Annotated in this window: 13 protein-coding genes; 6 read left to right on the top strand and 7 right to left on the bottom strand. The window is 51.8% G+C overall.

Going from position 1 to position 11,843, the window contains the following annotated elements; translation table 11 throughout:
• Nucleotides 1–429 precede the first annotated feature (429 nt).
• Nucleotides 430–1,257, bottom strand: a complete 828-nt coding sequence (tatC, locus tag C7B82_RS16720) for a twin-arginine translocase subunit TatC (RefSeq protein WP_106257422.1) — start codon at nucleotides 1,255–1,257, stop codon at nucleotides 430–432.
• Nucleotides 1,258–1,313: 56 nt separating this feature from the next.
• Nucleotides 1,314–2,117: a CHAT domain-containing protein gene (locus C7B82_RS16715; protein WP_245939951.1), complete on the bottom strand. Its 804-nt coding sequence runs from the start codon at nucleotides 2,115–2,117 to the stop codon at nucleotides 1,314–1,316.
• A gap of 49 nt (nucleotides 2,118–2,166) precedes the next feature.
• Here C7B82_RS16715 and C7B82_RS16710 point away from each other — a divergent pair, with 49 nt between their 5' ends.
• The 3 genes from C7B82_RS16710 to C7B82_RS16700 all read left to right on the top strand — a co-directional run bounded on the left by C7B82_RS16710 (nucleotide 2,167) and on the right by C7B82_RS16700 (nucleotide 5,598).
• Nucleotides 2,167–3,132, top strand: a complete 966-nt coding sequence (locus C7B82_RS16710) for a protochlorophyllide reductase (RefSeq protein ID WP_106257421.1) — start codon at nucleotides 2,167–2,169, stop codon at nucleotides 3,130–3,132.
• Between the two features lie 15 nt (nucleotides 3,133–3,147).
• Nucleotides 3,148–4,557 carry a PQQ-dependent sugar dehydrogenase gene (locus tag C7B82_RS16705; protein WP_219904519.1) on the top strand — a complete coding sequence of 470 codons (1,410 nt, stop codon included), beginning with the start codon at nucleotides 3,148–3,150 and terminating at the stop codon, nucleotides 4,555–4,557.
• A 366-nt stretch (nucleotides 4,558–4,923) separates the two neighbouring features.
• On the top strand, nucleotides 4,924–5,598 hold the full coding sequence (locus C7B82_RS16700) for an HAD hydrolase-like protein (protein WP_106257420.1): 675 nt from the start codon (nucleotides 4,924–4,926) through the stop codon (nucleotides 5,596–5,598).
• Nucleotides 5,599–5,603: 5 nt separating this feature from the next.
• Here the strand turns inward: C7B82_RS16700 and rimM are convergent, their stop codons facing one another.
• Nucleotides 5,604–6,290: a ribosome maturation factor RimM gene (gene rimM / locus C7B82_RS16695; protein ID WP_106257419.1), complete on the bottom strand. Its 687-nt coding sequence runs from the start codon at nucleotides 6,288–6,290 to the stop codon at nucleotides 5,604–5,606.
• Nucleotides 6,287–7,576: a valine--pyruvate transaminase gene (locus C7B82_RS16690; protein ID WP_425443622.1), complete on the bottom strand. Its 1,290-nt coding sequence runs from the start codon at nucleotides 7,574–7,576 to the stop codon at nucleotides 6,287–6,289. Before C7B82_RS16690 ends, rimM begins: the two co-directional genes overlap by 4 nt.
• Nucleotides 7,577–7,863: 287 nt before the next feature.
• Here C7B82_RS16690 and psb35 point away from each other — a divergent pair, with 287 nt between their 5' ends.
• Nucleotides 7,864–8,070: a photosystem II assembly protein Psb35 gene (psb35, locus tag C7B82_RS16685; protein ID WP_106257417.1), complete on the top strand. Its 207-nt coding sequence runs from the start codon at nucleotides 7,864–7,866 to the stop codon at nucleotides 8,068–8,070.
• A 39-nt stretch (nucleotides 8,071–8,109) separates the two neighbouring features.
• Here psb35 and C7B82_RS16680 read toward each other — a convergent pair whose 3' ends face one another.
• Both C7B82_RS16680 and C7B82_RS16675 read right to left on the bottom strand, forming a co-directional pair.
• Nucleotides 8,110–8,535 carry a tellurite resistance TerB family protein gene (locus tag C7B82_RS16680; RefSeq protein ID WP_106257416.1) on the bottom strand — a complete coding sequence of 142 codons (426 nt, stop codon included), beginning with the start codon at nucleotides 8,533–8,535 and terminating at the stop codon, nucleotides 8,110–8,112.
• 96 nt (nucleotides 8,536–8,631) lie between these two features.
• Nucleotides 8,632–10,143 (bottom strand): 16S rRNA (cytosine(967)-C(5))-methyltransferase, encoded by a 1,512-nt coding sequence (locus C7B82_RS16675; protein WP_339375216.1) that lies wholly within the window; start codon nucleotides 10,141–10,143, stop codon nucleotides 8,632–8,634.
• Nucleotides 10,144–10,292: 149 nt separating this feature from the next.
• Here C7B82_RS16675 and C7B82_RS16670 point away from each other — a divergent pair, with 149 nt between their 5' ends.
• Complete coding sequence (locus tag C7B82_RS16670) at nucleotides 10,293–10,961, top strand: glutathione S-transferase family protein (protein WP_106257415.1); 669 nt, start codon at nucleotides 10,293–10,295, stop codon at nucleotides 10,959–10,961.
• Between the two features lie 84 nt (nucleotides 10,962–11,045).
• Nucleotides 11,046–11,390, top strand: a complete 345-nt coding sequence (locus C7B82_RS16665; RefSeq protein WP_245939950.1) for a hypothetical protein — start codon at nucleotides 11,046–11,048, stop codon at nucleotides 11,388–11,390.
• A 75-nt stretch (nucleotides 11,391–11,465) separates the two neighbouring features.
• Here the strand turns inward: C7B82_RS16665 and C7B82_RS32405 are convergent, their stop codons facing one another.
• Nucleotides 11,466–11,606 (bottom strand): hypothetical protein, encoded by a 141-nt coding sequence (locus C7B82_RS32405; RefSeq protein ID WP_181357530.1) that lies wholly within the window; start codon nucleotides 11,604–11,606, stop codon nucleotides 11,466–11,468.
• Nucleotides 11,607–11,843 lie beyond the last annotated feature (237 nt).

Genomic DNA, 11,843 nt, shown 5'->3' with positions numbered 1-11,843 from the left:
ACGGTGATTCCGAAACGATGGGTGGTGGAGCGGACTTATGCTTGGTTTGGTCATTACCGTCGCTTAAGCAAAGACTAGCGAAGTGATGCTTTATGCCGCTATGGTACATCTCATGGTGCGACGCTTAAAGCCTAAAACTCACGCTGGGTAAGCTGTCCTCAAACTTTTCAAACAGGTTCTTAGGACTTGTTAAAAAATAACTGCATGCTTTTGGATTAGCTATCAGCTATCAGCGGTCAACTTTTCTCTAATGGCTGACCGCTGACGGCTGACCGCTACAGTCCATGACGTTATTTCTTTACAGCCCCTTAGGAGCTTTCCAAGCAAAATTTACCGTTGGATACGGGCAGGTTTTGCCAGCGTCTCGTGATCTAGCCGTTAAGCTTCTGGTCAAACCTGCCTCTACGGGTCTTTTGTTTACTCGCAATCTCATTTGCCTAATAGTTTCACCAAGCCGACACCACCAAAATAAAGTCCGACGACTGCGCCACCTAAGAGGCTTTGGGTTAACGGATCGGTAGAAGGGGTAAGGACGGCTCCCAAAACAGCGGCTCCAAGAAATACATAGCGCCAGCCGGAGAGCATTTGTTTGGAAGAGACGATGCCCAGCAAACCGAGGAGCATCTGAATGATGGGAATTTGGAAGGCGAGTCCGGTGCTGAACATGAGCAGCAGGACAAACTCGAAGTAGCGATCGATGGACCAGAGCTGCTCCACCACATCGGCGCCGTAAGAGATGAAGAAGTTGAGGGCTGCAGGAATGAGCGCGATGTAGGCAAACGCTAAGCCACCGACGAACAGAAAACTAGAGCCAAAGACGATCGGGGCGAGTAGTTTGCGTTCACTGCGGGTTAAGCCGGGCAGCACAAAGGCAATAATTTGATACAAAATGACGGGACTTGCCAGCAGAATCCCGCTGTAAGCGGCTACTTTCATCGAAACGAAGAAGTATTCTCCTGGTGCAAGCTGAAGAAACTTGACGTCGCCTGCCGGAATTTCGAGCAGTTGAACAATCTGCTTGACGAAGAAAAAGCAGCCCACGACGCCCACTGCAACAGCAATCAGCGCATAAAAGATCCGTTGCCGCAGTTCTTCCAAATGGTCGAACAAGGACATTTCAACATCGTCGGTCAGGTCATCGTCTGCGATGACCTCTGTTCCTGTAGTCGCCACGCTCAAATCATCAGCCAGAGCTGGATTGGCATCAATAGCGAAGTCCTGCTGCGGTAACGTGTCTAATTCCGAAGGAGCCGTCATGGGTTCGCATCTATCTGTAGATCTTCCCACCATTGTATCTGTACTTGCTTGCTGCCTTACTGTGCTGCTCCAATCAGCGTAAATGCTGCCCAATCTTGAGGATTGGGATGTGTTTTCATGGTTGTGAGCATGGCTTGCCTCAATGCCTGGGCTTTGTCGTTATTTTGGCGCAGGTTGCGGTAGAACTGGGTCATCAGTTCAGCGGTGGGTGCGTCGGGGATTGCCCAGAGCGAGACCACGAGGCTAGATGCTCCAGCGGCAAGGAACGATCGCGATAGACCAATCACGCCGTCTCCACTGATACGTCCTCGTCCGGTGTCGCAGGCGCTTAGCACAACGAGGTCAGCATTGAGCGGTAGACTCAGAATGTCTGCTGCGGTGAGTAAGCCGTCGCTGGCACGATCGCCCTTCCTGGTGGGACGATTACGATCGGAGACTTTGCTACCAGAGGCTTCGACCGAAGGCGCAAACGCTAAAGCACTCCCTAAGCCGCGTCGTTCATCCAGTAGGCCGTGGATTGCTAGATGGATGATACGGGCGCGGGGCATTTTTTGCACGATCGCTGCTTTGGTCGCTTGCTTGCCTGTGATTGCCTGGGTTTGGAGCAAGGGGGCGATCGCGAGTGTCGTGGAGCGCATGGTGAGGTGAGGAGTCAGGAGTGAGGGGTGAGGAGTCAGGAGTGAGGGGTGAGGAGGGAATGAGTTGGAAGGGAATGACGTTAAGTGGATGTCAGGCAAATCATGCAGGTCTAAGGGTCTGGCTGTGCGGAACGTTTGACCGCAACCGCACCGAATCAAATGTAGCCTACTCCCCACTTCCCCTTTCCCCCTCATTCCTTCTAAGATCGTTTCCGTTGGCAACAATATGAGATCCTGAAGATAGTCAGTGGGACAACGGAGTCAGAACAAAATGACACAAGATCGAAAGCGTACAGTCATCATTACAGGTGCATCGTCGGGAGTGGGATTGTATGGTGCGAAAGCCCTTGCTGCACGCCCTGATTGGCACGTCGTGATGGCATGTCGAGATTTGGCGAAAGCGGAACAGGTTGCCGAGCAGGTGGGGATGCCGAGAGACAGCTATACTCTTATGCACATTGATGTCGCCTCGCTAGATAGTGTGCGTCAGTTTGTGGCTAATTTCAGAGCTAAGGGGCGATCGCTGGATGCCTTAGTGATCAACGCTGCTATCTATATGCCGTTGATCAAAGAGCCTTTGCGGAGCCCAGAAGGCTTTGAGCTGACTATGGCTACGAACCACATCGGGCATTTTCTCTTGTGTAATCTGCTGCTAGAAGACTTGAAGCATTCTGCGTCTGGTGATCCACGGCTTGTGATTTTGGGCACCGTGACGCATAACCCCGATGAATTGGGTGGCAAGATTCCACCTCGTCCCGATTTGGGCGACTTAAAGGGATTCGCTGATGGCTTTAAAGCGCCGATCGCAATGGCTGATGGCAAGAAATTTGAACCCGTGAAAGCGTACAAAGATAGCAAGGTTTGCAACGTGCTCACCATGCGCGAACTGCATCGTCGCTATCACGACTCAACGGGCATTACCTTTACCTCGCTCTATCCCGGCTGTGTGGCAGATACTCCGCTGTTCCGCAACCACTACCCCCTGTTTCAAAAGCTCTTCCCCCTGTTCCAAAAAAATATTACGGGTGGCTATGTGTCTCAGGAGCTTTCGGGTGAGCGAGTGGCTGCTGTGGTGGCTGATCCAGAATACAAACAGTCGGGTGCTTACTGGAGTTGGGGCAATCGTCAGAAGAAAGACGGTAAGTCGTTTGTGCAGAGGGTTTCGCCCCAGGCACGCGATGACGAAAGAGCCGATCGCCTGTGGGAACTGAGCGCCAAGTTGGTTGGACTTGCGTAACTCGATACCGCCTCAATGTGCACTGTGGCTATCAGCGATCGCGCTATGGGGCGATCGCTGATATCGGAAAGTGGACGTCGAGGCTGTGAAGTGAATCAGGTTGAACTGAATAACGGTTGTATGGTTGCTAAACATGTTTGGCTAATGGGTCTTTGTACAGTTGCGTTCACCCTCTGTGCTAGCAGCTCACAGCCCAGAGATGTTGCTGAGAGACCAAAAACGGATCAGGCGATCGCATTTCAAGTAAGCGTTCCACAGGGATCGCCTTCGCAGGGAATGCCCCACGCTCAAGCTGTCAAGCCGTTGAAGCTAACACCTCATCGTATTGCGCTAGCCAATGGCAAAGTGTTTAGCCTTAACCTACCGGATGCTTTGGACATTCGTGTTGCCGCACAGGGTTTAAAGCGGGTTCGGTTTATGGCAAAAAGCCCCGACAGCCGGATTTTTGTCACCGATATGTTTGACCTGACGGATAACCGCAAGGGCACCGTCTACAGTCTTGATGGCTTTGACCCCAAAAGCGGCACGTTCCGTACGACGACAAAATACCTGACGGGGTTACGCAATCCCAACAGTGTTGCGTTCTACGTTGATTCTGCTGGAGCCCAATGGTTGTATCTGGCGCTGACCGATCGCCTGGTGCGCTATCCCTATCGCAATGGCGACAAAGTGCCCTCCGGTCAACCTCAAGTGCTGGCTCCTTTTCCAGACTATGGGCTGAGCTACAAATACGGTGGTTGGCATTTAACCCGCACGGTGGCGATCGGTTCCAATCAAAAGGTTTACGTTGCGGTGGGCAGTAGCTGCAACGCGTGTGAAGAGAAAGAAGCGGTACGTGCTGCGATCGTGGAAATGGATGCGGACGGCAAAAATCAACGTCTGTTTGTCCGTGGCTTGCGCAATGCTGTAGGAATCAAATGGGTGGATGGGAAGCTGTTTGCTACCAATATGGGTTCTGACCATCTAGGTGACAATAAGCCCGAAGAAACGTTTTACACCATCAAACCGCAACAGCACTATGGTTGGCCTTATTGCTATCAATACCAAGCGCGTGTCTATGCCGATGACCAATTCAAACAGTCGTCTCAAAAAGTTAACTGCGGTACAGTGCCGTTAGCGAACGCAATCTTTCCTGCACACAGCGCGCCTTTAGGCTTGGAGTATTTTGCTGATAGTCAGATCGATCGCCTGCAAAACGTCTTTCTCGTTGCGCTTCATGGTGGCTCTAAAAAGAGCTTGCAGCGGGGTTATCGGGTCGATCGTGTCCAGCCAGGGAAGGCACCCGAACCCTTTATTACAGGGTTTTTGCAGAACGGTATGATCTACGGCAGACCAGTCGATGTGTTAGGCATGGGTAGTGTTGGATTTCTGCTTACTGACGATTACGCTGGAGTGGTTTACTACGTTTCTAAACGCAAGACTTAAAAGCATCCTGAGAAATGAGAAACTGTGCTAGGGAGATTTTCAAGAAAAAATTACCGTTGGGTAGGGGCAGGTTTTGACAGAGCCTTTACCTCCAACCGCTAAGCTTGTTAAACCTGACCTTATGGATATTTTGTTTGCTAAAAAGCTCCTAAATCTCTGAGGCGATCAGCGTTGAAGTCGTTTATTGCGTATCGTGATTGGTTCTTCACCATGACGTTGCCGCAGGACTTGGCTTTAAGGATCGCAGGTGTTTGTAAACTGAAGCTGTGGGCGTTGTGTCTGTTGGCAAGATAGCATTGTAAATCTGCGGAGCCGCGGTTAATGTTGCTTCGGTTGTCGCTTTTCTGAAAACGATCCAAATAAACTATGCGCGTGTTAAACCAATCTTTGCCGCTACTCATTCCTGAGCAAACCGCGAAGGTGATTATTTTTGATTTTGACGGGACGATCGCCGACTCCTTTGATGCCGTTTTTAAGATTAGCAACCGTCTAGCCGCTCAGTTTGGCTATCCACCTACCTCTGTAGAAGAGGCCAATGAGTTAAAAAAGCTCAGTTCTAGAGAGATTCTTAAGCGATCGAAAGTGCCCTTATTCAAGTTGCCGTTTTTGATCCGACGACTGCGTAGTGAACTCAACCGCGAAATTGCTCGACTCGAACCGATTCCTGGCATTAAAGACGCTTTGTTAGAACTGAAGCGCCAGGGGCATCATCTGGGCATCGTGACATCTAATTCCAGGCAAAACGTCATCGCCTTTTTGGAGGCTCAAGACATGCGGGAACTCTTTGACTTCATCGAGTCTGGGTTAACGCTGTTTGGCAAAGGTCGGATTATTCAACAAATCCTGCGTCAAAAAGAGATTGCTCCAGCTAAGGCCATTTACGTTGGTGACGAAACCAGAGATGTAGAAGCCGCCCGCAAAATTGGCATTCAAGTGATTGCTGTCTGCTGGGGGTTTAACTCTTGCGAGGTATTGGCTGCTCAGAGCCCAGATTTTCTCATCCGTAGACCTGCAGATCTAGCAGCTGTGATGGCTCACTGAAGCGGTTACTCAATTAAGCCTGGTGGTGGCGTAATTTCGATGCGGCGCTGGGGTAAATCAACTAGCGGCACGATCGCTTCGACAAACGGAATTAATAGCGTCTGTAATTTCTTTTCAGGTACAGGCTCACGCTGCACTTCTAGAATGTCATTGCCTGCTTGGATGATGCTGACGACCGTACCAACGAGCACTTGAGTGGCTTGATCGAAAACTTCCAGACCGATCAAATCGAGGATGTGGAATTCGCCGTCTTCTAACGGAGGCCGATCGCCTTCTGGCACAAAGAGTTTGCAGTCATGTAAGGCTTCGGCCTGAGTGCGATCGGTCACGCCCGCAAACTGGACAACGTAGAGCCCTTTACCGTCGAGATAGCGTCCGCGCACAAGCTCAATGGGTTCGGGTGTGCTGGCGTGCAATCGAAGCAGCCAGCGCGTTCCTGGTTCCAGAAACCGCTCTGGAAAGTCCGATTCTGGATAGACCCGTACTTCGCCCTTCATGCCCTGAGCCGCGACAATCTTGCCGATCGGGAGGAAGTGTGGGGTGTGGGGTGTGGGGTATGGGGTGTCGGTGTTCTGCCTTTTGCCTTCTGCTTTCTGCCGCTTCTCCTCAGCCTTTTTCCGTCTGGTCTTTGCCTTTTGGCGGGTGCTGTCTACTGGTGTGGGCTGTTCGAGTTCTGGGTTGCGCTCGCTCACGTGGCCACCACTGACTGCTGTAGTTTGCTTCCGCTTGACGCTGTGACTGCTGCTGACCGCTGATAGACCTGCTTGACGACCGCTGCCAGTTGCTTCATAGCGGTTTCGAGCTCTTGATCGCTACCAGTCAGGCTAATGCGAAGGCACTGACGGGTGTGTGCCCAATCCTCGCGCAGTCCGGGGAAGAACGAGCTACCGGGAACAACAATCACGCCAACTTGCTTCAATTCCTGGTAAAACTCCCAATCAGTGATGGGTAGATCTTGCAACCATAACCACGAGAAAATGGCACCTTCACCACGGTGGAGAAACCAGGGGACGTCGGGCATCGCTTGATCAAGAGTGGCTTCCACAATCTGACTTTTGCTTTGGTAGAAGGGGCGAATGATATGGGCGGAAATGTCTGCCAAGGCACCGGAGTTAATGGCACGGGCGGCGATCGCCTGCCCATAGCGGGGCGAATGGATGCACATATTCGTCTGGAAACACTCCAGAACATGGATCAACTGCTCATCCCCGATCGCAATACCAATACGTTCTCCTGGCAATCCAGCCTTAGAGAGGCTCATGCAGTGCAAAATATTTTCGCCGAACAGCGGTGTCATCGGAGTGAAATTGAGCGCTGGAAACGGTGGGGCATAGGCAGAGTCAACTAGCACAGGGACATCGTGCGTTGCAGCCATTGTGGCAATTTTCTGCACTTCATCATCGGTAAGTACATTGCCAGTCGGGTTACAAGGACGGGAGAAGAGAACGCAGCCCGTATCTTCCGCAATTTCAAGCTGCTTGAAGTCGGGACGATACTTGAATCGATGGGCCGCCGCATCTACCTCAAGTGACGGCTTGTAGGCAAAGAGCGCTTCTTGGGTCAGTGCGACGCCACCGTAGCCTGTGTAATCAGGGCTGAGCGGTAAAACAATTTTTTTCAAAATGCCATCGGCAGTATAACCACCGAACGCATTGGCAGCGTAGAAATAGAGGCTTTGACTACCAGGCGTGATCAGGACGTTGCGTGCAGTCAACTTTAGCCCGTAACGCTGATTAAAGTCGTTGACAACGGCATCAATGAGCGGTTGATAGCCCTGACTCGCACCATAGCGGCAAACTACCGCCCCATACTCGTCACTTGCCAGCAAGTCCGCCGTGCAATCCCGCCAGAGTTGCTCGACTTCGGGCAGAATCAGTGGATTGCCTGCACTCAAGTTGATGAATTCTCGCCCTGCGCCCGATCGCAGCGTTTCCGTAATATCCTTCATGATTGCCCGCACACCAGTCAGTCGGGACATTTCGTTGCCAAGTTGAGTCAGGGCAGGCTTCATAGCGAGAGGTCTACAGTACTTTACCAATGCTTAACAATACTATCGAATCAAACGCTCCGCTTGCCAATTTGATAGCATTTGCAATCAATTAGCCAGCAGCTTGCACATCTGAGGCCCACGCCGACTGACAATGGCTCACCCCTGCCTGCTGAATGATGACGAGATCGCAAGAACCATCCCTGTGGAAGATGTGTTAGTGTACTCACGCTTATATTCTTAGGTGTAGAATTTCAAAATTGTATGGAGTGTTGCTGATGCATATATTAATAGTCGCCGATGCCGCTAGCACGGGTATGCCGTTTCCCGTTTCGTTTACGGCTGTTTATGTGATTGGGTTTATTGCCGCCGTATCGATCGGCTCGATCGCCTGGTACAACTCCAAGCGTCCGCCCGGTTGGGAAGGCAAAGATCGTCCTGATGCTATACCTGAAGTTAAAAAAGAGGAAACGCCTGGTCTGTAGCAGGGTTCTTTGAGTAGAAAACGAACGATCGCTTTAACGCTACGGATTTAGGGTGGAGATCCAGCGCTGGTAAACGCTACGAATTGCCGTTAGCACTGGACTCTTCCCCGGCTCAGATGGCGCTTGAGCGGGGTCTAGAAGCTGTAAGTCGGTGAGCAGTTTTGCTTCGCTGGTGTCTACGGTGCCGTCACTATAGATGAGCCCGCTAATGGCTTCTATGAGCTGTTGGCATGCTTCCGAGGTTGGCTGTTCGCCCAGATATTCCTTGACCCAGCCGTAGCATTCTGCTGCTTTGACCGGTCTGAATTCATAGAGCAACGGCTGAATTTCTGGTTCGTTTTCTAAGCCTTTCTCTTTGACAATATTGTGCAGGTATGCGCGCTCCTCTGGCTGGATTTGACCATCAATCCAGGCTACACCAATCAGAATTTTGAGCAATGTTTTGACGCGGGGATCTGCTGTCATAAGTTTATGAAGTAAGGATGTGAGTCGGACGTATGCAGGTAGAGGGCTATTTTTCCTACACACTACACCCTTGCTACGACACCTACCTACGCCTGCTTAACGCTTCTTTAAGCGCGCCATGAAAAAGCCGTCCATGTCGTGCTGATGCGACCATACTTTGAGCCAGCCCTCGTCGGTTGCAAATGCTGCAGGTGGTGAGTTGGCCTGCGGTGGCTCGATCGCCCAATCAGTATGGCGCTGGAGAAAGCCTTGCACGATCGCTTCATTCTCTGCGGGATGCAGGGTACAGGTAGCGTAAACCAGAATGCCATCTGGTTTGACCCATAACGCTGCCTGCTCTAGCAGTTCTGCCTGCAGCTGAGTCAGTTGCTGCACAGTTTCTGGTGTCTGCCGCCAGCGGGCATCAGCATGACGGTGAAGGGTTCCCAGCCCAGAACAGGGCGCATCGACGAGCACCCGATCGCCTTGACCGATGAACTGTGGCAAATTGCGGCTATCGCCTTCACAGAGTTGGATCGAGTGCAGACCCAGACGATCGACATTTTGCTGGAGCTTTTTGAGGCGAGAGGCCGCGCGATCGCACGCCCAAACGGTACCGCGATCGTGCATCAGCTCAGCGATGTGCATCGTTTTACCGCCTGGTGCCGCACACGCATCCACAACAACCTCTTTGGGCTGTGGGTCTAGTAAGTAGCCCACCAACTGAGCGCTACTGTCTTGCACGATCCACCATCCTTCCGCAAACCCCGGTAGCTGCTGAATTGAACCTGACGCATTGGGCAAGCGCAACGCGGCTGGTAGGTGAGCCACACGACTGACCGCAATGCCCGCTCCTTGCATCGCCTCCTCAACCGTTTCGACTGAGGCCCGCAAGGTATTCACCCTGATATCGATATGCGGTGGCTGATTCATCCACTGGCAAAGTTGCTCTGTCGCTTCTAGCCCCAACTGCTCTAGCCAAACCTTGACCATCCAGTCGGGGTAGCTATGTAGAACGCCAAGGCGATCGGCTGGAGACGGATAAAGGATGAAGGATAGAGGATCAATGGTATGAGAAACCACCGTCTGTTTAACATTATTGCCTGCGGCCTCGCCTGCAGAGTCAACGGCGTTACCGCCTGCTTCCCTCTCTTCTGACTCAGGACTTCGGATTCCTGATTCCCGACTATCTTCTGTCAAGCGAATATACTGCCGCAATAAACCATTCACGAATCCTGTTAACCCGGAAAAGCCATTTTGTTTAGCCAGATCAACGGTCGTATTGACGGCTGCGGAGGCTGGTATCTGGTTCAAATAACGCAGTTGATACAAACCCAGATGGAGGATGGCACGCAGATCAGCCGGTTGCTGTTGAGCGGGCTTCTTCGCTAATTGATCAATCAACGCATCCAATGTGCGCTGTCTACGAACGCTGCCATAGACGAGTTCGGTCAGCAGACGACGATCGAGGAGGCTAGTGAGCGTTGCCTGACGCAGCGTTTTGTCTAGAGCCACGTCTGCAAAGGCACCTCGATGCACCGATCGCAACGCTAGAAAAGCCAACTGCCGAGGATTTTGGGACACAACGATCGTCAAAAACACCTTTCTCAGGATAGCAGGCTGGTTCAAGCCGGTTGCTCATGCGTTGAGAGGATGTTTGAAAAGTCTCTTGCCTTGCCTCACTAACCAGTTGTCAGGTGCAGGGATGAGGGCTAGGGTGAGACTGCCGACTTCTACGGTTGTGCCGATCGTCCGACTACAAACCTTGCTCCCTGTCTATGCGACTACTGCAATTCAGCACGTCCCACTACTGCCGCAAAGCTCGCTTGGCTTTGGGCTATAAGCAAATTCCCTACACTGTAGAAAACCTGACGCCCGGAGCGCACGTACTGAAGCTCAAACCGTTGACGGGCTTAAAGACAGTGCCCGTTTTGCTGCCTGAGTTGGAGGGCGAACCGATCGCGATCGCTGACTCTACGCAAATCCTGCGCTTTTTAGAACGCCACCAGCCTGATCCCACCGTCTTCTTAACTGATCCCGCCCTTCAGCTGGAAGCTGAACTGTTGGAAGATTGGTTGGATGAGAGTATTGGCACCGCCACCCGCTTTGTTTACTACGATTTTCGTCGGGGTGACGGTAAGCAAATCGACCCATCCCTCTCTAGCCAACTTGTGATTCAGATTGTACGCTGGCAGTACGATATGAATCCCGCAGCCGTAGAGCTAGCCCGTCAGCGGTTGTCCCTTGCCCTAGAGGTGCTCGGCGATCGCTGGAAACCCAACACTTATCTGGTGGGTAGCCAATTCAGTGTTGCTGACATTGCAGCAGCAGCACTCCTCAGCCCGCTAGCTCTCATCCCTCAGTATTGTCAAGCTCACCCCTGGCTGTTTGAACGCATCAGTGAAATGCACCAACTTTGTCAAGAGCCTCTGCCACCGGGCTTGTGAAGTAGCGATCGATCGTGGAAGTGGGAAAACAGAGAAGTGGGAAAAAGGCATAAAATAGCGGTCGGTAAGGCACGTTGAACAAGCATGAAGAGAAAATCTTTAAGCGTTAAGCGTCAAACGTCAAGCGTCACTGTCAAAAGCCTCTTGTTGCTGGCGGGGTTTTGCTTTGTTGCGATCGAACCTGCGTGGTCACTGCCCAGCCCAGACGATCAGCCCGAAGAAGTGCTGCGGACAGAAATTATTACTGGTGCCCGATCGCCGATCGATGGCAAACCCATTTCTGCAAGCGAGTATGCTCAACTCCAGACAGAACTCCAAACGCCAGCATCGTCTCGACCGCAGTTGGGACGCGCGATCGAAAAAAATCTTAATCTGCTGCGCCTCCGAAAATTCATCAAGACCTTTTTTCCCTTCTTGCCAGTCCGTTAGGTCAGTCTCTTAAGAGTCTGAATGAAACAACTCAAGGACGCAAACGGTGTTTAAGCAACTGGTATTGCCATTCCCTTAAGCCGCTGATTCATGGTCTAAAAAGCTCCCACAACCAACGTAACGGTTAATGTCGTTACCCATCGCTGACCGCTGACTGCCGAATTGACCGCTGACTACTAACTGCCGACTACTGACCGCTGACCGCTGACCGCTCATGCCTCATGCCTCCTGCCCAAAAGTCCGACGAACGAGAGATGCATTAAAGGCGTGATTTCAACATAACCGTATTAGAGGCTTGCGACGAACGCTCCTAACTGTGGTGCTTGCGTCCATCCCGCCACGATTACACGCGCTAATTATGGCAAGCAAAGGGGCTGATACTGTTGGCGAACGCGGATCCGAATCACATCAGATACTCTAAAGCAAAGCAGCAGTGTCTTTTCAGGAGTCTCT

Source organism: Stenomitos frigidus ULC18, from assembly GCF_003003795.1.
Taxonomy (GTDB): Bacteria; Cyanobacteriota; Cyanobacteriia; order Leptolyngbyales; family Leptolyngbyaceae; genus Stenomitos; species Stenomitos frigidus_A.
This window is presented reverse-complemented; position numbering and strand designations above follow the sequence as displayed.